The organism is Puia sp. (genome assembly GCF_036500295.1).
Lineage (GTDB): Bacteria > Bacteroidota > Bacteroidia > Chitinophagales > Chitinophagaceae > Puia.
In genome coordinates, this window is the sequence record NZ_DASYCH010000087.1 from 73848 (window position 1) to 97012 (window position 23165).

At 55.2% G+C, this 23165-nt stretch carries 17 protein-coding genes and 1 pseudogene; 15 read left to right on the forward strand and 3 right to left on the reverse strand.

What is annotated here, in order from left to right:
• Positions 1 to 8 precede the first annotated feature (8 nt).
• From VGM48_RS16760 to VGM48_RS16770, 3 genes are all read right to left on the reverse strand, one after another.
• A complete protein-coding gene (locus tag VGM48_RS16760) occupies positions 9 to 1070 on the reverse strand; it encodes an efflux RND transporter periplasmic adaptor subunit (RefSeq protein ID WP_331581186.1) in 1062 nt (353 codons plus the stop codon).
• A gap of 37 nt (positions 1071 to 1107) precedes the next feature.
• On the reverse strand, positions 1108 to 2535 hold the full coding sequence (locus VGM48_RS16765; RefSeq protein ID WP_331581188.1) for a TolC family protein: 1428 nt from the start codon (positions 2533 to 2535) through the stop codon (positions 1108 to 1110).
• A 104-nt stretch (positions 2536 to 2639) separates the two neighbouring features.
• Positions 2640 to 3281, reverse strand: coding sequence for a TetR/AcrR family transcriptional regulator (locus tag VGM48_RS16770; protein WP_331581190.1), 642 nt, complete (start codon positions 3279 to 3281; stop codon positions 2640 to 2642).
• A gap of 207 nt (positions 3282 to 3488) precedes the next feature.
• Between VGM48_RS16770 and VGM48_RS16775 the strand changes: the two genes are divergently transcribed.
• From VGM48_RS16775 to VGM48_RS16845, 15 genes and pseudogenes are all read left to right on the forward strand, one after another.
• The gene (locus VGM48_RS16775) at positions 3489 to 5303 is read left to right on the forward strand and encodes a DNA polymerase III subunit gamma/tau (protein ID WP_331581192.1); all 1815 of its coding nucleotides are present in this window, start codon (positions 3489 to 3491) and stop codon (positions 5301 to 5303) included.
• A gap of 45 nt (positions 5304 to 5348) precedes the next feature.
• Positions 5349 to 8852, forward strand: coding sequence for a polysaccharide deacetylase family protein (locus VGM48_RS16780; RefSeq protein WP_331581194.1), 3504 nt, complete (start codon positions 5349 to 5351; stop codon positions 8850 to 8852).
• 72 nt (positions 8853 to 8924) lie between these two features.
• Positions 8925 to 10595 (forward strand): pyruvate dehydrogenase complex dihydrolipoamide acetyltransferase, encoded by a 1671-nt coding sequence (locus tag VGM48_RS16785; RefSeq protein WP_331581196.1) that lies wholly within the window; start codon positions 8925 to 8927, stop codon positions 10593 to 10595.
• 191 nt (positions 10596 to 10786) lie between these two features.
• Positions 10787 to 11008, forward strand: coding sequence for an HTH domain-containing protein (locus VGM48_RS16790; RefSeq protein ID WP_331581198.1), 222 nt, complete (start codon positions 10787 to 10789; stop codon positions 11006 to 11008).
• Positions 11009 to 11620: 612 nt separating this feature from the next.
• Entirely contained in the window at positions 11621 to 13366 is a 1746-nt protein-coding gene (locus VGM48_RS16795) for a DEAD/DEAH box helicase (RefSeq protein WP_331581200.1), read from the forward strand.
• Between the two features lie 22 nt (positions 13367 to 13388).
• The gene (locus VGM48_RS16800; protein WP_331581202.1) at positions 13389 to 14198 is read left to right on the forward strand and encodes a chitinase; all 810 of its coding nucleotides are present in this window, start codon (positions 13389 to 13391) and stop codon (positions 14196 to 14198) included.
• An 8-nt stretch (positions 14199 to 14206) separates the two neighbouring features.
• Complete coding sequence (locus VGM48_RS16805; protein WP_331581204.1) at positions 14207 to 15400, forward strand: glycosyltransferase family 87 protein; 1194 nt, start codon at positions 14207 to 14209, stop codon at positions 15398 to 15400.
• A 1-nt stretch (position 15401) separates the two neighbouring features.
• Positions 15402 to 16271, forward strand: a complete 870-nt coding sequence (locus VGM48_RS16810; RefSeq protein ID WP_331581206.1) for a UbiA family prenyltransferase — start codon at positions 15402 to 15404, stop codon at positions 16269 to 16271.
• Between the two features lie 61 nt (positions 16272 to 16332).
• Positions 16333 to 17424: a type III polyketide synthase gene (locus VGM48_RS16815; protein WP_331581208.1), complete on the forward strand. Its 1092-nt coding sequence runs from the start codon at positions 16333 to 16335 to the stop codon at positions 17422 to 17424.
• Positions 17425 to 17433: 9 nt separating this feature from the next.
• On the forward strand, positions 17434 to 18153 hold the full coding sequence (locus VGM48_RS16820) for a methyltransferase domain-containing protein (protein WP_331581210.1): 720 nt from the start codon (positions 17434 to 17436) through the stop codon (positions 18151 to 18153).
• Positions 18146 to 19270, forward strand: coding sequence for an NAD(P)/FAD-dependent oxidoreductase (locus VGM48_RS16825; RefSeq protein WP_331581212.1), 1125 nt, complete (start codon positions 18146 to 18148; stop codon positions 19268 to 19270). Before VGM48_RS16820 ends, VGM48_RS16825 begins: the two co-directional genes overlap by 8 nt.
• A 129-nt stretch (positions 19271 to 19399) precedes the next feature.
• Positions 19400 to 20836, forward strand: a complete 1437-nt coding sequence (locus VGM48_RS16830) for a hypothetical protein (protein ID WP_331581214.1) — start codon at positions 19400 to 19402, stop codon at positions 20834 to 20836.
• 248 nt (positions 20837 to 21084) lie between these two features.
• On the forward strand, positions 21085 to 21600 hold the full coding sequence (locus tag VGM48_RS16835) for a transcriptional regulator (RefSeq protein WP_331581216.1): 516 nt from the start codon (positions 21085 to 21087) through the stop codon (positions 21598 to 21600).
• Between the two features lie 80 nt (positions 21601 to 21680).
• Positions 21681 to 22646, forward strand: a complete 966-nt coding sequence (locus VGM48_RS16840; protein ID WP_331581218.1) for a TIGR01777 family oxidoreductase — start codon at positions 21681 to 21683, stop codon at positions 22644 to 22646.
• Between the two features lie 10 nt (positions 22647 to 22656).
• Positions 22657 to 23165, forward strand: a pseudogene (locus VGM48_RS16845) (hypothetical protein); the annotation flags it as partial.

Sequence of the window (23165 nt, forward strand, 5' to 3'; positions counted from 1 at the left end):
CAGTGGATTTATTTGGTCAGAGAATCGGAGTTAGAGATCGGCCGCACTACCGCCTTTTCCGTGAGATAGCCGACCCCGTCGGTGATCACTTCCCGGACGTTCTCCAGTCCGCTGCCGATCGCGATCCTGTCCCCCTGCAGGAAGGCGACCCGGACAGGCAGTTTCTTCACCGTGCGCCGGTCGTCGTTGAGCGTGTATACGAATCCGGTATTCCCATCGCCTTCGGCGAGTGCGGCGGCGGGGATAAAAGCCAGGGACCGCTTGCCTGCCGGCTGTAATTGCAGCTTACAAAAGAGGCCGGGAGCCAGTTTATTACCCGCGGCGGAAAGGGTCACCTCCACGGCATAAGTGCCGCCGCTGGCATCCGCGCCTTCGGCAAGCTTGGTGATCTGGCCCGTAAAGGACTGGTCGGGATAGGCGTCGATGGTAATGACCGCTTTGTCGCCCTTGTGCAGCACCGCCCAGTCCTTGTCCGAGACTCCAAAGCGAACCACCCAGTCGTTTTGTGCGGTGCCGTTGAATACAAGTACCGCCGTCCCCGCGGAAGCATATTCCCCTTCGTTCAACAGCTTTTGAAGGATCGTACCGCTGCTGCCGGCGCGGATCTGCGCATATTGCTGGTTGAAACGGGCGATCCGCAGGCCTTCCGACGCGACCGTCGTCTGCGTATGGGTATTCTGCACCTGTTCCAGCGTGGCGACCGTATCCCGGTAGAGGTTGTTGGCCCGGGTCTCATCACGCTGCGCTTTTTCCAGGCTTTGAGTAGCTTGCTGCACCTGGGCATTTATTTCCGTCAGGTCGAGCGTGGCCAGCAGCTGACCCGCGACGACATGATCGCCTTCTTTCACAAAGATGCGCGAGATGATGCCGCCGATCTTGAAGGACAGCCGGGCCTCGGAATTGGAAGCGATAAGCCCCGAATATTGCAGGATCCTCCCGCCGGTGGCCGTAGTCACCGCTTGGAGCCTTACCGGGATGGGCTGATCCGCCGGCGGAGCGACGGCAGCCTTGTTCTCTCCGCACCGGACCAGGCCAAAAGAAAGGATCGCCGCCAGGAGAAGCAATTTCATATTCATAACGTAGTTGTTTAGACGAGTGGAAGAAAGTTTAGAATTTATAAGCGGCTGTCGCCCGTTCGAGATCGGCCGCACGGTTCAGCACCGCCAGGCGGCCAAGAGAATAGCGGATCTCCGCGCTTGTCATTTGGGTACGGGCGTCGATCAACTCCACCTGCAACGCCTGTCCTTCGTTGAATCGCCGTTCGGCCAGCCGGTAAGCCTCCCTCGCACTTCCCGATTCATCGGCCAGCGCCCTGAGGGCCTCCATCGCCGATCGGTAGTTGTTGAGCGCCGTCTGCTGTTCGAGTGTCAGCTGCTGGGTGAGTTGCCGGTACTGCTCACCGACCGCGTCGATGTCGATACGCGCCTGCTGGATCTTGTATTTGTTGTCGTTCGCCTTGAAGATCGTCCAGCTCAGGTTCACGCCGGCCAGTTGATAAAATTGGTCACCATTGAAATGAAAGCCAAACCCCTGGTAACCGATATCGTAAAAGGCATTCAGCCGGGGGATAAGGTAATTGCGATTCCATTTAAGATTGGATTGCAGGATCCGTTGATAGCTTCTGAGCCGGGTAAGCTCTTCCCGCCCCGTAATGGCACCAACAGCCGGGGCGCCGCCGTTGACAGCCGGGGCGACGCTGTTGGCAGCCACGGCAGCAACCTCGGCAGATCGGGCACCCTCGGCAGACCGGGCACCGTCGCCGGACGGGGCAGCGGTCAGCAGCGAGGGATCCGTCAGGATGGGACTGTCGAGCGGACGATTGAGCAGGAAGTTGAAATACGCGGTTGCATTGCGCCGGTCATTCTCCGCCTCGATCAGGGCGGACTCCACCTGGCTTACCTGGGCCTGGCTGCGCAGCACGATCTCGCGCGTGGCGATATGGTTCTCGACGAATTTTTCGCTGACACGGCGGTTCTCCTTCACCGATACAAGCGCCGCGGTGTAAATGTCGACGGCCTTGCCCGCCTGCAGGTACTGGTAATAAGCCTGACGGATACTGCGGACCAGATCGCGGCGATACACCTCGTACTCGGCCCGGCGGACGTTGACCGTCTCGCTGCTTACCTCTTTGTTGTGCAGCAGATCGGTGTTGAGGATGGGCAGACTGATCTCCACCTTGGTATCCTGAAAATCGTTTGGCAGGAACTGGATGGATTGGTTGGCTACCTGCGGAAATTTATTGCTGCCCGTGAGCTGGTTGAGGGTGGAGTAAACATTGTTGAGCAGATCGCCGATAGGTATCGCCTGGCTGCGCCCGCCATTAGCCACGGTATACTGCGAGCTAAAACCGGCCTGAGGATAAAAAAGCGACCTTGCCCGCCGGAGGTCGAGCCCGGCCCGCTGACAATCGAAGTTGCGCTGGTGAAGAGCAAGATTGCTGTCCAGGCCGATGCGGAGGTACGCGTCGAGAACAGACTGGGCCGACACCCGGGCCGCAATTGCCGTCAACAGCAGGAATAAGATTCGTTTTGGCATATTGTTCTGTTTATTACTTCTATAAATTAACTTAACAACGTTCTTTTAAGGTGCAAAAAAAACGCCCCTAAGGGCTGCCGTAACCGGACGCTGGGCCTGAATGTCTACCGGGGTTTCGATCTGTCGCCGACCTCGATGTTATTGATAAACCAGTTGAGGCTGGCTTTCATGGTGGGCAGGAGCATTTCCTTCTGCACGACGAACTTCTCCAGCCGTTCCCGTATCGCCAGCGACATCAGACCATGGACAAAGCTCCAGATCGAGAGGCTGACAAGCAACGGATCATCATCCTGGAGATAGCCCTTTTGCATGCATTCGACGACCGTTTCCTGCAGCACCGCGATCGCGCCGTCGCCCGACTTCCATTCCTCACAGCCCTCCTCGGCAAATTTCTGCATCGGCTCCGAGTCGATGAACATCAGGCTGTAATACTCGGGATTCTCGATGCCGAACTGAACATAGTTCTCCCCCATCTTATGGAGACGCACCAGGGGGTTGTGGATGGTGCCGAGATCTTTATTGAATTCCGCCATCTTTTGAAAACCGATATCATGAAGGGCGGCGAAGATCTCATCCTTGTCCTTGAAATACAGGTAGACCGTCGTCGGACTGTATTCGATCAGATCGGCGATCCCCCGCATCGTTACATTCCTGAACCCCTCTTCCATAAAGAGCTTCATGGACGCGTCAAGGATCAGTTTCCGGACCTCCAGCTTCTGCTTTTCTTTTCTCTCCTGAATTCCCATGTGCAAATATTAACGATACAAATTTACTTAACGTTGTTAATAATCCAAATTTTTCTTGGATTATTTTTTCCGAAGATAAGAAAATCACGCGCAGGGCCGGCAGGATCCCGCTCTCAGGGTTGCGCCTTCTCCGCCGGCTCAAATATGCCCGGGAAGTCGTACGTTTGCTAAAAGTCGCTGAAAGCACATAAAAGCAGCGGATGCTAAATGGATAAATTCATCGTTTCGGCCAGAAAATACAGACCCCAGGATTTTTCGACGGTAGTGGGGCAGGCGCATATCACAACCACCTTAAAAAACGCCATAAAGAACAAGCAGTTAGCCCATGCTTTCCTGTTCTGCGGTCCCCGCGGCGTCGGCAAGACCACCTGCGCCCGTATCCTGGCCAAGACGATCAATTGCGAGAACATCACCCCCGACGGCGAGGCCTGTAACCGGTGCCCCTCCTGCGTCTCTTTCAACGATGGCGCTTCGCTCAACATCCATGAGCTGGATGCCGCCAGCAATAACTCGGTGGACGATATCCGCACCCTGGTGGAACAGGTTCGATTCTCCCCCCAGGCCGGAAAATACAAGGTCTATATCATCGATGAGGTGCACATGCTCAGCACCTCGGCCTTCAATGCCTTTCTAAAGACTCTGGAAGAACCGCCGCCCTATGCCATTTTTATCCTGGCGACGACGGAAAAGCACAAGATATTACCCACCATCCTCTCCCGTTGTCAGATATTTGACTTCAAACGGATCACCCCGGCAGATACGGTCGATCATCTCCAGGATATCTGCAACAAGGAGGAGATCACCGCGGAAAAACCGGCCCTCCAGATGATCGCGCAGAAAAGCGAGGGCTGTATGCGGGACGCGCTCAGCATCCTGGACAAGATCGTCAGCTTCACCAACGGTCAACTGACCTACCAGAACACGCTGGAACACCTGAATATCCTCGACGCCGACTACTACTTCCGCATACTCGATGCCATGCAGCAACAGGATCTCTCGGCTGCGCTGCTGATCTTTGACTCCATCAACCGGAAAGGCTTCGAAGGCGACCTTGTACTCAACGGCCTGGCCGAATTCATCCGGAATCTGCTGGTGTGCAAAGACGAAAAGGTCGCGATGCTGCTGGAAGTGGTGGAAAGTTTCCGCGACCGGTATATCACCGTGGGCCGGGGAGCGGACGCTTCCTGGCTGGTCAGTGCGCTCAACGTATTGAACGAAGCAGAGATCAACTATAAATCCGCCCGCAACAAACGGCTGCATGTCGAACTGGCCCTGATCAAGCTTTGCTACCTGGCCCAGGCTTTGCAAATTACAGGCGGAGATCCCGCCGCAAAAAAAAAACAGCCTGACACCCTGAGACCGGTCTCCTTCCGGAATATCCCGGCGATGGAGTTGGTCCGCCAACCCGCGACAGAACGAACTGCCACAGCGACACCTACGGAACCCGGTCCGCAGGCCGGTGCAAAGCTCCTGGTAGAAAACGGCGCTTCGGAACCCCGTCCGCCCGTGCAGCCGGAACAGGAACCGCAGAAAAAAGCCATCCCCGGAACGGCGGCACCCGCGGCAACCTCGCTGGGATCGCTTTCGAGGATCCGGCAGCAGTTCAGCTCAAAACAGTCGACTGATAACTCAGTCAATATCCACCCACTGGAGCCCGTGGCCCTGCAAAAAGCCTGGCAGCAGTACGCGGATCAATTGCGGGAGAACAGAAATCCCGCCGTACAGTCGCTCGAATTGGCGACGCTCCGTATCACGGACAGTAATAACTTCGAGGTGATCACCAACAACAACCTCGAACAAAAATTCATCGAACAGGAAAAACGCAGCCTGTCCGACCACCTGCAAAGGCTGTTTTCCAACAAGGCGATATCCTTTATGGTGATCATCGGGGAACGGGCGGTTGTCGACGAAGAACCCGCCGAACGGCCGTTGAACAAACGGGAGCAGTTCATACAGATCGTCGAACAGTATCCCCTGGTAAAAGAGCTTAAAGATAGGTTAAAGCTGGAGCTGGACTACTGACAACTACCTGATTGGCGGGGATTTTGCCAATACTCTAAAATATCTATGACAGGCAACTCGACACCTCCTTCAACAACTCAGATCTTCCAAACGAATTCAACAGGCCGCTGGCAGCGCCTTAAATGGGGCGGCCGGATTCTCCTGTTATTCGCGGTCCTGGGTGTCGTCATCTTCTCCATCGCCGTTTCCCGGGACTACAAACCCGCCCTGCCGCGGATGAAGGAACAAAGCCAGCTGTACAAGAAAGTCCTCGACACCAACAAGAGCTTTTTATTCAAAAACCCCCTTATCGAGCAATACGGCGGGTTCCGAAAATACATCAACGAGAAGGTGCCCTACCGCGGCGGCGCATTTCCCGGCCAGTCCAAAAAGGATTCCGAACGGCTGGCCCAGCTGCGGCTGAGAAAAGCCGATACCAACTTCCGGTCGTTTACAAAATTTCCCGCCGGCATCCGGGCAGCATTTTATGTGGACTGGGATGCCCAGTCCTTCCTCTCCCTTCAGCAATATATCGACAAGATGAACCTGGTCGTCCCGGAATGGATCTTCATCGATCCCACCGCCGATACGATCTATACCGATATCGACGCCCGGGCCTGGGGAGTGATGAAAAAGTCGGGCGTGAAGATCCTGCCCATCCTTTCCAACAACTATAAAGAGCTGTTCCGTGGCGACGCGGTGCACCGGATCATCAATGACCCCGTCAAGAAACAACGGCTTATAAACGACCTGATCCGCATCCTCGAGAAGGATAATTTCGTTGGCGTGAACGTGGACTTCGAAGAACTGGAAGAGAAAAGCAATGAAAAGCTGGTGGAATTTCAAAAAGACCTGTTCGAACAGCTGCATGCCCGGCACCTGCTGGTAACCCAGGACGTTATCCCGTTTAACGAAGACTACAACGTCAAGCTCCTCTCGAAATACAACGACTACGTTTTCCTGATGGCGTATGACCAGTATTCGGACAATTCAGGTCCGGGACCCATCTCCCACCAGAAATGGATCGAAGGAGCGGTGGATGACGCGGTGAAATACATCCCCGAGAACAAACTGATCCTTTGTCTGGCGGCTTATGGTTACGACTGGCGCCTTGGCAAGGAGATGTCAAGCCGGACCGTGAGCTATCAGCAAGCCCTCTTCACGGCCAAAGACAACGATGCGAAGATCGACTTCGACAACGACTCCTACAATCTGCACTATGACTATGACGACGAGGACAATGTCCGGCACCAGGTGCAGTTCACGGATGCCGCAACCGCCTTCAATGCGCTGCGGTTTGCCACGGAATACGGGCTGGCGGGAACCTCGATCTGGCGGCTGGGTGATGAAGACCCGCGGATCTGGGATTTTTATGACCAGGACATGCAGAAATCAGCGGTGGCGCATTTTAATTTTTCGGCATTTAGCAAGGTCGATGCAATGGCCTATGCGGACTTCGTGGATTACGAGGGCAGCGGAGAAGTGCTGGACGTCATCGGAACGCCAACCAACGGCCGGATAACCCCGGAAGTGAATACGGGCGAGATGCTGATCAGTGAAGAAAGCTATGACAGCCTTCCTTCGCGGTTCGTTGCCCGTAAATACGGGACCACCGATTCCATGAAGCTCGTCCTCACCTTCGATGACGGCCCCGACCCCGACTATACCCCCAAGATACTTGATATCCTCAGCAAATACCATGTCCCCGCCACCTTCTTCATCGTGGGCATCAACGCCGAGAACAATATCCCCATCGTAAAGCGGGAGTTCAAGGAGGGACATGAGATCGGCAATCATACCTTCACGCATCCGAATATCGCCAAGGTCAGCACGCGACGGGCCATCCTCGAGATGGAATCGACCCGGCTGCTGATAGAATGTATCACAGGGCGAAGCACCATCATGTTCCGGGCGCCGTATAACGCGGATTTCGAGCCGGAGAAATGGGAAGAACTGATCCCCGTTGCCATCGCCCGCAAGAAAAATTACCTGGACATCGGGGAATCCATCGACCCGCTTGACTGGGAACCCGGCACACCGGCGGACAGCATCTACGAACGCGTGATCCGGCGCAAGAACGAGATGACCAGGTCGGGCCTCAGCGGCAATATCATCCTCCTGCACGATGCGGGCGGCGACGGCCGGGAGGCGACGGTGGAAGCACTGCCGCGCATCATCGAACATTTTCAAAAGCGGGGTTTCCATTTCACGACGGTGGCGGATATCCTCAGTAAGACAAAGGACGAGATGATGCCGCCCGTGCCAAGGGGAAGCGGTTATTATCTTTTACAGATCAACTATTACTTTGCGGAAATAGGGTACTGGGGAAGCCATATCCTGTTCTCCGCCTTCGTAGTGTTTATGATCCTGTCGGCAAGCCGGGTGGTGTTCATCGCCGTTATCGCTACAAAAGAACATTTCCGGGAAAAAAAATATGGGTTTCACCCGTTCTGGTTGCTGGACGGCAGGCGGGCGCCGCTGGTAAGCATCATCGTGCCGGCCTATAACGAGGAAGTGAATGCCGTCGGCTCGGTACAGAGTCTGTTGAATGGCGATTATCCCAATTTCGAGATCATCTTCGTCAATGACGGCAGCCAGGACCAGACCTTTCAGCGCGTAAGCGACGCCTTTGCAAACAATCCCAAGGTGAAGGTCTTTACAAAACCCAATGGCGGTAAGGCATCCGCACTCAACTTCGGCATCAGCCGGAGCGACGCGGAATTCGTCATCTGCATCGATGCCGACACAAAACTGCTGCCCAATGCCGTATCCCTGATGATGGAACATTTTGGCGAACGCAAGGGCATGCCGAGCCAGCATACTGGTCCGGTGGGCGCTGTCGCAGGAAATGTAAAAGTGGGTAACCAGGTGAATGTTCTGACCCGCTGGCAGGCCATCGAATATATCAGCAGTCAGAATTTCGACCGGCGGGCCTTTTCCTATCTCAACGCGATCACCGTGGTTCCCGGCGCGATCGGCGCCTTCCGCAAGAAGGCCATCGAAGAAGCCGGCGGCTTCACCCACGACACGCTGGCGGAGGATTGTGATCTGACCATGCGCATCCTTCGCTGCGGCTATGTCATCGAGAACGACAACCGGGCCGTCGCCATGACGGAGGCACCCGAAACCCTGAAACAATTCTTTAAACAAAGGTTCCGTTGGAGCTATGGCGTCATGCAGACATTCTGGAAGAACAGGGACGCACTGATGAACTGGAAATACCGGTGGCTGGGTTGGGTCGCACTCCCGAATATCCTGATTTTTCAGTATATCATTCCCTTCGTCATCCCCCTTGCCGACTTCTTTATGATCGTCGGATTACTGACGGGCAACGCCTCGAAGATCGCGGGCTACTATGTCGTGTTCATGCTGATCGATCTGGCGGTGGCCCTGCTGGCCTTTTCCTTCGAACGGGAAAAACTCATCCGCCTGTTCTGGCTGATCCCGCAACGGCTGATCTGGCGCTGGCTGACCTGGCTGGTGCTGTTCAGAGCCGTTCGCCGGGCGCTCAAAGGAGAGTTGCAACACTGGGGCGTGCTAAAACGCACAGGCAACGTAAAAGCGGTGTAGGCGGCAGCGAATTCCCAGCCGCGAATTCCTCATTTTGTCTTAATTTCACGGCTCCAAATAATTAAATTATTTATGGCTGAAGTTATTTTAATGCCCCGGTTGAGCGATACGATGACGGAAGGAGTCATCGCGGCATGGCATAAGAAAGTGGGCGATTCCGTCAAAAAAGGCGATCTGCTGGCGGAAGTGGAAACGGACAAGGCGACAATGGACCTGGAAAGTTACAAAGACGGCACCTTATTATATACCGGCACGGATAAAGGCGGCAAGATCCAGGTCAATGACCTCCTGGCGATCATCGGCGCACCCGGCGAAGATATTACCTCCCTGGTCAAGGGAGGCGCCGCCCCCGCGGCAGCCCCCTCCAGCGCTCCGTCGAAAGCCGCACAGCCGGCACCCGCGGCAGCGACCCAACCGGCACCCGCGCCAGCGACCCAGACAGCACCGGCCGGCGGCGGTATCGACCTCTCCAAACAGGAGGAAGTGATCCTGATGCCCCGCCTCAGCGATACCATGACCGAAGGGGTCATCGCCGATTGGCACAAAAAAGTTGGCGACCCGGTGAAGAAAGGAGATATCCTCGCCGATATCGAAACCGATAAAGCAACGATGGAACTGGAAAGCTATAAGGAAGGGAAACTGCTGTTCATCGGCGCTCAAAAAGGGGAAAAGATCGCCGTGAACGACCTTCTGGCCGTGATCGGAGATGAGAAAAAGGTCAATCTCGACCAGATCGTTTCCGCCGCTAAGAACAAAGGCGCCGCAGGCCCCGTCGCCGCAGCGGCACAACCGGCCGCACAGACCGCCACCACGGCAACGGCTGCCGAACCGGCCCATTCGGACCTTTCGGTCAGCGCCGACGGCCGGATAAAAGCCTCCCCGCTGGCAAAGAAACTGGCCGCGGAAAAAGGGATCGATATCTCCAAAGTAGCCGGCAGCGGCGACAATGGCCGGATCATCAAAAAAGACGTCGACAACTATACACCCTCCGCCACAGTCGCAACGGGTGGCGCTCAACCGGCAGCCGCCGGTAAGTCCGCTGCTCCGGCCGTTCAGGGTCAGGAAAGCTTCGAAGAAGTCCCCGTTTCGCAGATGCGGAAGGCTATTTCCAGAAGGCTGGCCGAAAGCAAATTCACCGCACCGCATTTCTATGTCACGATGTCCATCGACATGGACAGCGCCGTTTATGCCCGGACAAAACTCAATGAGTCATCACCGGTGAAGATATCCTTCAACGACCTCGTCCTGAAGGCGGTGGCCGTGGCCTTAAAGCAGCACCCGGCGGTCAACAGCAGCTGGCGGGGTGAAACGATCCGCATCAATCATCATGTCCATGTCGGCGTGGCCGTGGCCATCGACGATGGATTGATCGTTCCCGTGGTACGATTTGCCGACACCAAGAGCCTGTCGCAGATCGCCGGCGAAGTAAAAGACCTGGCAGGCCGCGCAAAAGCCAAAAAACTACAGCCCGTCGAATATGAAGGCAGCACCTTCACGATCTCTAATATGGGGATGTTCGGCGTGGAGGAATTCACGGCGATCATCAACGCCCCCAATGCCTGCATCCTCGCGGTCAGCGCGATCCAGCAGGTGCCGGTCGTCAAGAACGGCGCGATAGTGCCGGGCAACGTCATGAAGCTCACCCTCAGCTGCGACCACCGGGTAGTGGACGGGGCAACCGGCTCCGCGTTCCTCCTGACGGTAAAAAATCTTCTCGAGGAACCGCTGCGTATGATGATCTAGGAGAGTCCAATGACCGGCCTTGGGCCGGACTTAGATAATTTTCTATAAAAGCCGGTGAGTGTTAGCATTTACCGGCCTTTCTTTTTTGACCTTTCGGTATGCCTTATTCGGAGACTCCCTTATTTTTAGAAAGTGCAGGAAATGCACGATCGGTTAAATGCTTCTGAACGGTGGCGCAAAAAAAGCCATTTATGAAGCAATACCTTAGCCTGCTGGTCCGCCTGGATCAATTCATCCGCCAAAAAGGAACCGGTTCTCCTCCCGAATTCGCCCAAAAGATGGGCATCTCCGAACGCAGCCTGTATGAATACCTCAAAGTCCTGAAGGATCATGGAGCACCCATCCGGTTCTCCCGGCAGGACCATTCTTACTACTACGAGATCGATGGGCAATTTTATATCAGCTTCCTGTAATCGTCGGGAGTCGCCGCTCCCGCAATAGCCTCTGCCGCAGTCGTCATCCGGTAGCCGTCGTTCCTGCAATAGCCTCTGCCGCCATAAACAAAAGCCACCCCATAGACATGAGGCGGCCCTTTAAACCTTATTCTCTCGAGTCCTCTGTAGAAACAGACGGCTCTCAAGAACTGTGTCCTTGCTGTTCCAACCAAACTTTAACTGTTAGAAAAAATTTTTCAGGTACGGCAGGATTGAACACTCCTGTCGTTGTTTGCGAACGGCCAGCCTGCCCGACCTTTGTGACCTCCGGTTGATCCGGCCGTCTTTGAAGCCTTAACCTGGGTGGCTGTAGTGAGTGAACCGTTGCTGAAACAAATATAGTACAAAATCCAATTGCGGCCTAAAAAGACCACAATATTTTTTTCATAATCTTGCCTCCTCGACCCCAATATACCCTAAACCGCTGACTGTCAATAGCAACTGGTAAACTTGGTCATTCCCGGGGGATTCTCTACCTTTGCAACCGTTATAACTCCTTTCTAATCACTTTCGTGACAACCTTCTGTACATACTCCTGAAGGATATTGATGAGTAGATGGGCTTTTTTCAATCTTTTTAAATAGAATTATTTTGTCATTCCAACAACTCAATCTCATTGAGCCCTTGCTGCAAGCATTGAACGATGAGGGGTATTCGTCACCCACACCTATCCAACAACAGGCTATACCGATCATCCTTGAACGAAAAGATCTGCTGGGCTGCGCCCAAACGGGCACCGGAAAAACAGCAGCATTCGCCCTCCCCTTACTCCAACTGCTATGCGAAGACGCAGCAGGAGTCAACGAGAACACCCGCCCCGGAAACCCGCGGCCCATCAAAGCCCTGATCCTTACGCCTACCCGCGAACTCGCGATCCAGATAGACGAAAGCTTTGCCGCCTATGGCCGCCACACCGGCATCCGCCATACGGTTATATTCGGCGGCGTACCGCAACATCCGCAGGTACAAGCCCTCCAACGCGGCATTGACATCCTCGTCGCCACACCGGGCAGATTGCTCGATCTCTGCGACCAGAAGCTGCTTCACCTTCAGCATATCAAATACTTCGTTCTTGACGAAGCAGACCGTATGCTGGATATGGGCTTCATAAACGATGTCCGCAAGATCCTCACCCGCCTGCCCCAGAAAAAACATTCGCTGTTCTTCTCGGCCACAATGCCGCCGGAGATCCAAAAACTGGCCGGCTCCATCCTGGTCAACCCATCCAAAGTGGAAGTGACCCCGGTCTCCTCCACAGCCGAGACCATCCAGCAATCGATCTACTTCGTGGATAAAAAAGATAAACGCAGCCTCCTGCTGCATATCCTGAAGAGCAGCGCCATCCCCACCGCCCTCGTGTTTACCCGGACCAAACATGGTGCCGATAAGGTGGCACAGGGACTCACACGCGCAGGCATCCGCGCCGAGGCGATCCATGGCAACAAATCACAGAATGCAAGACAACGGGCGCTCGTGAATTTCAAGAACCGGCAGACCCGCATCCTGGTCGCCACCGACATCGCGGCAAGAGGCATCGACATCGACGACCTCACCCATGTCATCAACTTCGAACTGCCCAACGTTCCGGAAACCTATGTACATCGCATAGGCCGCACCGGTAGAGCCGGAGCCAGCGGAACAGCCCTTTCGTTCTGCGACGGAGAAGAAACAGAATTCCTGCGGGATATTCAAAAGCTGATCGCCCGCCAGATCCCCGTGGTGGAAGATCATCCGCACGTCATGCACGCCTCGCTGGCCACACATTCCCCCGTATCGGAAGAAGTGGTCGCCCGCGCAGAAGCCAACCGCAACGGCGGCGGCAACGGCAGAAATAACAACGGCGGGAACCGCAACAGGGATAACCAGCGCCGCAACGGCCGGCCGCAAAACGATCGGCAGCAGAGCCGGCCGCCAAGACGCGAAAATCAACCCGATCAACGGCGCGAACCGCAACAACGGCGTCCTGTCCTCCCTGAACAGCAGGGCAGGGAAGTTACCGAAGCCCCCGGCCTCCTCGAATTCGAAGCACAGCCCGAACAGCAGCGCGAACGCCAGCCCGAACAGCAGCGCGAACGCCAGCCCGAACAGCGGCGTGAAGGCCAGCCGGACCAACGGCGGCAACCACAGCCCGAACGTCGGCGTGAGCCCCAACCGGAACAGCGCCGCGAACGCCAGCCTGAGCAACGGCGGGATCAACGTCCCGAACCTCGCCGGGAACAACGCCCCGCATCCGAAACAAATAGAGAACCCGAAATAAAGAAAGAACCAAAGGCCCCATTAGGGGAAGATGGCCTTCCGTTCAAGGTCAACCAGAGCGCCGGCGACGAAAAATGGTAGATTTTGCCTAGTTTTGAGCGGCATGCTACTCCTCTTTTTTTGGTTGACGGCCTGGCTTTCCCCAGGATCGGTACCGTTGCCACACGGGACACAACCCGCCGATGTCGGGACTTTGTTGTCACGGCAACAGTATGAGCAGTTCTTTCCGCATCATAACCCTCTATATACATACGAGGCATTTATAAAAGCAGCGGCTTATTTCCCTTTATTCGCCGGAGAAGGTTCTCCCGAGGTGCGTAAGCGGGAATTAGCCGCTTTTTTTGCACACGCCGCACATGAGACCACCAATGGCGGCCCGGGAGCCGCCGGCGGTACCTATGCCTGGGGCCTTTTCTACACCGAAGAACTCGGCTGCAAGGATGGCCATTGCACCGTTTACAACACCGGCGGTACCAGTCCCTGGAAGCCGGCGCCCGGCAAATCCTACTACGGCCGGGGCCCGCTGCAACTAAGCTACGCCTATAACTATGGACAGGCCGGCGCCGATATGAACCTGCCGCTGCTCGCCCGTCCCGAACTGGTAACCCAGGACGGGGTCGTCGCCTTTCGCGCCGCACTTTGGTTTTGGATGAAAGCCCAACCGCCAAAACCATCCTGTCACGATGTGCTCACCGGCAAATGGCAACCGTCGTCCGAAGATACCCGCCAGGGCCGTAAACCCGGCTTTGGCATGACGATCAACATCATCAACGGCGGCATCGAATGCAAAAGCAAAGACCCGGAAGTGAAAGGGAACCGGGAAGACCGGATCGGCTTCTACCGGCACTTTGCCAAATTACTCGGGACAACGGCGGGATCGGACTGCGATTGCGCCGCCATGACCCCCTATTAAAAAAGTCTATGAGTCTAACCAAAACCGCCCTTCTTCGCACCTGGAAGTCCAAATGTCTTTCGATCGCCCTCTTTGCCCTTATCGGCATCTCCATCATCGCCGCTATCCAGGGGCTTACAGCCGGACCAAAAATCTATGAACCCGGCGGCAAACCCTATATCGACTACAATAATTTCCGCATTTTCAAATTCTCCTTCTACCATCTCATCCACAACCAGGATATCTACCGGCTCTTCCCCGAAGACCACTGGGATCTGTTCAAGTACAGCCCCGCCTTCGCACTCTGTTTCGGCATCCTGTCCTGGATGCCCGACCCCATCGGCCTGCTGTTATGGAATCTCATCAATTCCCTTTGCCTGTTCGCCGGCGTACGCCTGCTGCCGGGGCTGAATGACGAAAAGAAGAGTTTTATCCTCCTGTTCTGCCTGCTCGAAATGCTGCTGTCGGTGCAGAATACCCAAAGCAACGGACTCATGTCCGGTCTCATCGTTCTGGCCTTTGCCCTTGCCGAACGTCGTCAGTACATGCTGTCAACCCTTTGCATCGTTTTCTCGTTCTATATAAAACTTTACGGCGCAGTGGCGTTCATACTTTACCTTTTTTATCCCGGCAAGCTCCGGCTTTTCGGCTGGTCGCTTTTCTGGATGTTGTTCTTTGCGCTGATCCCACTGGTAGTCGTCAGCAGCAACCAGTTGCTGTTTCTGTATAACAGCTGGTTACACCTGCTGATCGACGACCGCTCGGCCTCCACCGGTGTTTCGGTAATGGGGATCATGGTCACCTGGTTTCATCTCCCGGGAGCTAAAACCGCCGTCACACTCGCAGGCGTCGTCCTGTTCCTGTTACCGTTGATCTATATCCGCCGGTATAAGGATATCTCGTTCCGCTTCCTCTTCCTCGCCTCGGCACTCATCTGGATGGTGATCTTCAACCACAAGGCCGAGTCCCCAACCTATATCATCGTCATGAGCGGTATCGGCATCTGGTATTGGTCGCAACAACCGACCGCGCTGAACCGGACCTTGCTGATCCTCGCTTTCCTGCTGATCACCATGTCCGTCTCCGATCTGGTGCCCGCACCGGTACGCAACGGTTTTATCCGCCCCTACGGGATAAAAGCGGTGATGGCGATCGTCATTTGGTTCAGGATCGTTTACGAGCAGCTTTTCCACCCGCGTAACCTCAATCCAACACCCGCATAACATGAAAAACGCCTCCTCCTCCCTGCAGCTGCTACGACTGCATTTTTCTTTCTTCCTGATGCCGGTGTATTGGTTTGCACTGAGTCAGGTAGTGGACAGGGACTGGGGCCGCGCAGCGCTGATCTTCGTGATCCTGCACGGGCTCGTTTACCCGGCAAGCAACGGGTACAACAGCTATATGGATCGCGATACCACCCCCATCGGTGGATTGGAACACCCCCTGCAACCTACCCGGCAGCTGTTCAGGGTAACCCTGGCGATGGATCTGGCCGCGCTGATCCTGGGCGGGTTCATCGGACGCTGGTTTATAGCGGGCCTCGCGGTCTATATCCTTGCCTCCCGCGCCTACAGCTATCGCGGCATCCGCCTGAAGAAATACCCCTTTATCGGCTGGCTGACGGTGATCACCTGTCAGGGCGCGCTGATCTTCCTGCTCGTCTTCCAGGGCAGCCATAAGCCCGGAGCGGTAGTGGATAGCCTTTCCGTCGCCCCGGCGATGCTGGCGGCCTCGCTCCTGCTGGGCGGCTTTTACCCCCTGACACAGATCTACCAGCACGAGGCAGACCGGCAGGATGGGGTGAAGACCCTGAGCATGGTCTTGGGCTATCGCGGCAGCTTTATCTTCACGGGCATCATCTATGGGATCGCGTTTTTCGTCCTGGCCTGGTATTTCCTGTTCACCCTGCAGATCAAAGAATTTTATGTTCTGGCAACCTGTATGCTCCCGGTGATCGTTTATTTTCTGACATGGGCCATCAAAGTTTGGCGGAACCCGGCGGCGGCAACTTTTGCCAACACTATGCGAATGAATCTACTGGCTTCGATTTGTACAAATGCTGGTTTTATCGCCGTCCTGGTGATGGGTTCCTGATAACCGGAGTGGTCTCATCTTTGCAGGTTGATCATGCGTATATAACATCAAGTACAATCGATTGAGTAAGATCATTTCCATCGGAACGGCAGTGCCTGCCTACAAACATCGGCAGGAAGACATCCTGCCTTTTATGCAAGGAATTTATGGATTGGAAAAAGAGGCCGGCCGAAAACTGAAGTTCCTTTATCATCAAAGCGGCATCCAAACCCGCTATTCCGTCATCCCCGATTATTCCCGGCCCATCCAGCAATGGCAATTCTATCCGCCTACGGAAAATCTGGAGCCTTTTCCATCCATCGAATTAAGGATGCGCTGGTACCAGGAACATGCGGCGCCTTTATCCCTGTCGGCTATCCGAAATTGTCTCGAAGGAGTGTCGGATACCCGCGAGATCACCCACCTGATAACGGTCAGCTGCACCGGCATGAGCGCCCCAGGCCTCGATCTCGAACTGATGGAAGCCCTGGGCCTGCCCTCCACGATCTTCCGCACATCCATCAATTTTATGGGTTGCTACGCGGCCATCCATGGCCTGAAGCTGGCGCACGCACTGGCTTCAACCGGCACGGGGATCCGCGTCCTGGTCGTTTGTACCGAACTATGCACATTGCATTTTCAGCAGGAACCGACGCTGGACAATATGTTGTCCAGCCTGCTCTTTGCCGACGGCTCGGCCGCCGCGCTGGTCACCTCGGATGACCATCCGCGAAAGGGCCTTCGGCTAAAACAATTTTATTCGGAGGTAATGCTCAAAGGCCAGCACGATATGAGCTGGGCCCTGTCTTCCACCGGCTTTCGCATGACCCTGAGCAACTATGTCACCGATATCATCCGGGCGGACTTCGCCTCCCTGGTCCGGCATGCCCTCGAAAAGATCGGCATCGAAGAACAGGCTGTCCATCACTGGTGCATCCATCCCGGTGGAAAGAAGATACTGGATGCCATCGATAAGAGTCTTACATTTACTCACGGTCATTTGGACCATAGCTATGCAGTCCTGGAGCAGTATGGCAACATGTCTTCTGCAACCCTTCTCTTCGTGCTGAAACGCATCCTGAACGACCCTGCCGACACGGGGTCCAACTGTATATTCGGGGCAGCCTTTGGCCCGGGACTCACCATGGAGACCTTCATTGCAGAATCGAACTAATTGATCAATATGCCCGGCAAACCCGATCTTTCGAAGCGCAGCTATGAAAAGGAATTGCTGGATGGCGAAGGGTTGCCCTTTCCGGCGATCGAAAGGAATATGCTCGAGCTCGATTTCATCAACACCTGGCTCGGAGGACACGCTATCTCCATCCAAGGTTTGGCTTCCTTCGCCCATGGCCGCCGGCGGCTACATATCTGCGAGATCGGCTGCGGCGGTGGTGATAACTTACGGGTCCTCGACCGTTGGTGCAAAAAGCGGGGCATCGATGTTCGTGTAACCGGCATCGACAGCAATCCACACTGTATCGAAATGGCGCGGCAACGTTGGAAAGGGGACAATGCCGATTGGATCCACTCGGACTACCGGGCCGTTTCATTTGGCGGCGAAAAACCGGATATCCTTTTTTCTTCCCTTTTCTGTCATCATTTCACCGATGAAGAACTGGTTCCGCAGCTCCGGTGGATGGACGATCAGGCCCGCGTGGGATGGTTTATAAACGACCTGCACCGGCACCCGCTCGCATTCCACTCGATCCGTATCCTGACCCGCTGGTTCTCGGCATCCTATCTCGTAAAGAACGATGCCCCGCTATCCGTCCTGCGTGGGTTTAACCGGCAGGAATGGAAGAGACTGCTGCAGCAGGCCGGCTCCGGAGCTTCGATAAAATGGAAATGGGCGTTTCGCTGGCTCGTCATCAGCGCCACAAGAGCAAACCAATATGCATGATGTCATTATAGCAGGAGGCGGCCTGGCGGGGCTTGGACTTTCGATCCAATTGGCCAGGGCCGGCTATCACGTAGCTCTTTTTGAGAAGGAGACCTATCCCTATCACAAGGTCTGCGGAGAATATATCAGCCTGGAAAGCTGGAATTTCCTGGAAGAACTCGGTTTACCCCTGAGCGACTGGAACCTACCCATCATCCGGACCCTGCTCATGTCGGCGCCCAACGGCCGGTTACTCGAACAGCAACTGCCGCTCGGCGGCTTCGGCATCAGCCGCTACCGGCTGGATTCAGCACTGGCAGACATCGCCAGGTCGGAAGGCGTGGAACTGCACGAGTCGACAAGAGTAACCGATATCGTTTTTCACCGCGATGTCTTCACCGTCAGCACAACCGCAGGGAATTTTTCGACCAGGGTCGCCTGCGGCACCTTTGGAAAACGAAGCAATCTGGATGTCCGCTGGAAACGAGCCTTCATCCGGAAGCGATCGACCCGGCTGAACAACTATATAGGTGTAAAATACCACGTCACCGCCAACCTGCCTGCCGACCAGATCGCGCTGCATCATTTCTCAAACGGCTACTGCGGCATCTCGAAGATAGAAGACAACCGGTATTGCCTTTGCTATATGACCACGGCCGCCAACCTCCAGGCCAGCGGCAATTCCATCGCGGAAATGGAAGCAACCATTCTCAGCCGGAATCCGTATCTCAATGACTTGTTCTCTTCAACGGTGCGACTCTATCAACAACCCGTAACCATTGCACAGATCAGCTTCGAAAAAAAGACCCAGGTGGAAGCTCATATCCTGCTGATCGGTGACGCAGCGGGAATGGTACCCCCCCTGTCCGGAAATGGGATGAGTATGGCCCTGCACGGTAGCAAGATCGCCTTCGCCTGTATCGACGATTTTCTCAAGGGCGAAATAGCCCGCTATCAGCTGGAACAGGAATGGACCGACCGGTGGAATCGGGAATTCGGGAAGCGGTTATGGATGGGGCGTTTCTTTCAACGTTGGTTTGGGACTGTGTCACGTACGAATCTTTTATTATATTCGCTGAAACCTTTCCCAAAATTGGTTTCCTTTTTGATTAGACAAACGCACGGTCAGCCGTTCTGACCCGATCCGGCCAGCGTCCAGTGCCGGATTACAGATCAATCTCCTGTTTAAAGCGTAAAACCGTAACCCTATATCCCACCGAAAAGACCGACCACAATCTTTTGACTGACAGCTAATTGAACTAATCGCATGAAATTCAGGGGGATACTTTTCTTCTTAATCTGTACGTTAAGCGTCGCCGCACAAGACTATCAGGCCATCAACGGATCGCCCTTTGCCGGCGCAATGGGCGCAGCCAACAACCCGGCTTCGATCCTGAGCACCCCCTACCCATGGGATCTTACCCTTTTCTCCGTTCAGGTAAAGAATACCACCAACGCCATCACTTTTTCGGATCTGTCTTATCTCCACCATGGAGATACCATTGGCTATAATTGGAAGGGCGGCCTGCTAAAGCGCTATGCCGCGTTCAACTTCAACATTCATCTCTTCAATGCCCGGATATCGCTTGGCCGGAACCAGGCCATTTCCTTCGGGGCTAACATCCGGGGGTACGGCGCCGCAAAAACGGGTCCGGCTAACTATAACGATTCGTTGCAGAACATGAACCAATTCTTCAACATCAACGAGAACACCACATACGAAGCGCAATTCGTTACCAGCAGCTGGCTCGAACTGTATGGCACGTATAGCCGCACGATCTGGGATGATGCCTATGGCCGCCTGAATGCCGGGATAACCCTCCATGCCCAACGGGGGCTCTCAGGGGCCTACGCCCAATTAGCCAATGGCACGGTCAAGCGGAACACCCTGGATACCCTGACCATCTATACCGTCGCGGCAGGCAGCGCGACATACGGGTACTCTTCCAACTACGACGCCATACACAGCAACCGGAGCGCCGGGTCCAACATCCATGACTTCGTCGCGCAATCCCGGGCAGGGGCCGCGTTCGACCTGGGTGTCGAATACCTCGTGAAATCGCAAAGCGTCCCCGTCTACGGCGACGCGGACGACTACTATGACTATGAGTGGAAGATCGGCGCCTCGCTGATGGACGTCGGCGCCAACATGTACCAGTACGGAACCGAAAGCAGGGCCGCCAGCAATCCCAAAAGCAATGTCTCCGATCTGGACCTCAACGAGAAATTCAATTTTGTCGGCAGCATGCACGATTTCAACGATAGCCTCGCCACGATCGTTAATTCGATCCGCCCGCTCAGAGGGCATTTCCTGATCTGGAACCCGGCAAGACTCATCCTCAACGTGGACCGACCCCTTCCCGAACACTTTGCGCTCAATACCGAGCTCACCCTAAACCTGGGCGGCAACAACAAAGGGCGCCGCCTGTTCACAAAGGAGATCACGCTTTTTGCCGTTACCCCCCGCTGGGAAACAAAGAACCTGGGCGGCTATCTGCCGGTTACCGTAACGACAAACGGCAAGGTGTGGGTCGGCGGCGCAGCCAAACTGGGGCCCCTCCTGTTCGGGGTCCACAACTGGGCCACCGTATTCTCCAAGACAAAGGCCCAGAATGGCGGCTTCTATCTCGCACTCGTCATCCGCCCGGGAAGTAAAGGGTTTAGATCCCGCGAACCCAAAGAATACACCTGCCCGAAATACTAGGCCCGTTCCGGCGTCATCCCCATTCCAGCTATCGCCCCCGCCGTCCGGCTATCCCGGCCGCAGCTACCTGTTCCGTCTAATCGAGCCTATCTTCCGTCGTAGCCCCCGCAATCGCCGTCCCCGGCCATCCCACCGATCCACCGTGTCCCCACCGCGGCTTTCCGTCCCCCGCCCGCCATGGCCACCGTCCCCCCCAAGAAAATCTTTCAGTAATTTTTGAAAGTTCGAAAAAATCCCTATTTTTGAGCATGCAACTCGCAGAAGCAAAAGCACAGTTCATCGCCGACTGGGGCAGATTTGGCACCAATTGGGGAATCAACCGAACCATGGCGCAGATCCATGCCCTCCTGCTGGTAAGCCCCGACCCCCTCAGCGCCGACGAAGTAATGGAAGGACTGGCCATCAGCCGCGGAAATGCAAATATGAACCTGCGCGAACTGATGGACTGGGGCCTGGTGCAAAAAGTCCTGATCCCCGGCGAACGAAAGGAATTCTTCTCCGCGGAAAAAGATATCTGGAAAGTCGCCCGGCAGATCATAAAAGAACGCAAAAAACGTGAACTGGATCAGATGATCCCCGTACTCAAAGAACTAAGCGAAGTGGAGGGCGACAAAAAAGACAAGGCCGTGAAAACCTTCACCGACACCATCAACAATATCCGCAAGTTCAGCGAACAGGCAGACAAAACCCTGGATACGATGATCAAGGCCGATGAGCACTGGTTTCTCGGCAGCCTGGTCAAGCTGTTCGCCGGAAAGAATTAAACCCGTTGAGAAAACAGCCGCCCTGCGGCTTTTATTAAGAACCATTATTTCAATATTTATCGAAAGTTCAAAAACAATGTATGAAAAATAAAAAGATTATCATCGCCGGCGGCACCGGCTTTATAGGTCAGGCACTGACGAGGCTTTGGGCCAAAGACAACCATGTCATTATTCTCAGCCGGCGTTCCGCGACCGCCATCCGCTCAGACAACAACCCCGACGGTCCTCTCCTCACCGCCAGGGATGGCTACAACATCACCTATTGGCATTGGGATGGCCGGACCGTCGCGAAACATTGGGCCGCCGACCTGGAAGGAGCGGACATCGTGATCAACCTGGCCGGCCGTAGCGTCAATTGCCGCTATACGGCCCACAACCGCCAGCAGATCTCCGACAGCCGGGCGGATGCCACCACTGCAATTGGGCAGGCGATCCGCGAAGCGACAGTTCCGCCAAAATTATGGATCAACGGCGGCTCGGCGACCATTTATCGTCACGCGGAAGACCGGCCGCAGGATGAATATACCGGTGAGATAGAGGATGATTTTTCAGTAAGGGTTTGCAAACGCTGGGAGAAGAGCTTTGAAGAACAACGCACACCCTTTACCCGCAAGATCGCCCTGCGCCTCGCGATCACGCTGGGACAAGGCGGTGTAATGCCCCGTTATCTCAACCTCGTAAAATATGGGCTGGGGGGTCCGCAGGGGAATGGCCGGCAGATGTACAGCTGGGTGCATATCGACGACGTCGCGCGCGCGATCGAATGGTTCTTCGATCACCCGGAACTGGAAGGCACATTCAATCTCTCATCCCCCTCACCCGTAACCAACCGCTTCTTTATGTCGACGGTCCGGCATCTTGCCGGGGTCCGTCACGGACTCCGCGCCCCGGCCCCGCTGCTGAAGCTGGGCGCCCTGCTCATCGGCACCGAGACGGAATTGCTGTTGAAAAGCCGTTGGGTGTTACCGGCAAAACTGTTGGAAACCGGTTTCCGGTTCCAGTACGAAAAGCTGGATAAAGCGATAAAAAGTATTATTCATAACTAATCTGTACACCATGAACCCCAACCTGAAACGCTGGCTTCTCCTCATCGGATTACCCCTGGTCTACGCCCTGGGAATGTGGCTGCTCTTCGACCTGAATCCATTCCAGCACGTCGCACAGGTCATGTCCGTTGGCTTTCTCTTCGGCGTACCTTTCGGCATCGGCTATCTGACCATTTTTTTCTCCCCAATTCACCTGGTGAAAAAAAGAGGCTACCGCGCGATGGCGCCCTGGCTGCCGATCATCGCCTTCCTTTTCGTTACGACCCTGCTGGGATTGGAAGGTTTCGCCTGCTGGATCATGATCATGCCGGTGTTCATGGTGTTCTCCACCATCGGCGGCCTCGTAGCAGCCCAACACAAACTCCGGCGCCGTGAAAAACAAGACCGGTTGCGCGTCAGCGTCGTCGTCCTGCTTCCATTGCTGCTCGTCCCGCTGGAACAACTGATACCCGATACGGCAACAAGATACCAGGCCGATACCCACATCGATATTCATGCGCCGGCAAAGATCATCTGGGA

Bases quoted from the DNA above. Each gene is read 5' to 3' on its own strand.
- VGM48_RS16760 (WP_331581186.1), bottom strand. From the start codon at position 1,070: ATGAAATTGCTTCTCCTGGCGGCGATCCTTTCTTTTGGCCTGGTCCGG.
- VGM48_RS16765 (WP_331581188.1), bottom strand. From the start codon at position 2,535: ATGCCAAAACGAATCTTATTCCTGCTGTTGACGGCAATTGCGGCCCGG.
- VGM48_RS16770 (WP_331581190.1), bottom strand. From the start codon at position 3,281: ATGGGAATTCAGGAGAGAAAAGAAAAGCAGAAGCTGGAGGTCCGGAAA.
- VGM48_RS16775 (WP_331581192.1), top strand. From the start codon at position 3,489: ATGGATAAATTCATCGTTTCGGCCAGAAAATACAGACCCCAGGATTTT.
- VGM48_RS16780 (WP_331581194.1), top strand. From the start codon at position 5,349: ATGACAGGCAACTCGACACCTCCTTCAACAACTCAGATCTTCCAAACG.
- VGM48_RS16785 (WP_331581196.1), top strand. From the start codon at position 8,925: ATGGCTGAAGTTATTTTAATGCCCCGGTTGAGCGATACGATGACGGAA.
- VGM48_RS16790 (WP_331581198.1), top strand. From the start codon at position 10,787: ATGAAGCAATACCTTAGCCTGCTGGTCCGCCTGGATCAATTCATCCGC.
- VGM48_RS16800 (WP_331581202.1), top strand. From the start codon at position 13,389: ATGCTACTCCTCTTTTTTTGGTTGACGGCCTGGCTTTCCCCAGGATCG.
- VGM48_RS16805 (WP_331581204.1), top strand. From the start codon at position 14,207: ATGAGTCTAACCAAAACCGCCCTTCTTCGCACCTGGAAGTCCAAATGT.
- VGM48_RS16810 (WP_331581206.1), top strand. From the start codon at position 15,402: ATGAAAAACGCCTCCTCCTCCCTGCAGCTGCTACGACTGCATTTTTCT.
- VGM48_RS16820 (WP_331581210.1), top strand. From the start codon at position 17,434: ATGCCCGGCAAACCCGATCTTTCGAAGCGCAGCTATGAAAAGGAATTG.
- VGM48_RS16825 (WP_331581212.1), top strand. From the start codon at position 18,146: ATGCATGATGTCATTATAGCAGGAGGCGGCCTGGCGGGGCTTGGACTT.
- VGM48_RS16830 (WP_331581214.1), top strand. From the start codon at position 19,400: ATGAAATTCAGGGGGATACTTTTCTTCTTAATCTGTACGTTAAGCGTC.
- VGM48_RS16835 (WP_331581216.1), top strand. From the start codon at position 21,085: ATGCAACTCGCAGAAGCAAAAGCACAGTTCATCGCCGACTGGGGCAGA.
- VGM48_RS16840 (WP_331581218.1), top strand. From the start codon at position 21,681: ATGAAAAATAAAAAGATTATCATCGCCGGCGGCACCGGCTTTATAGGT.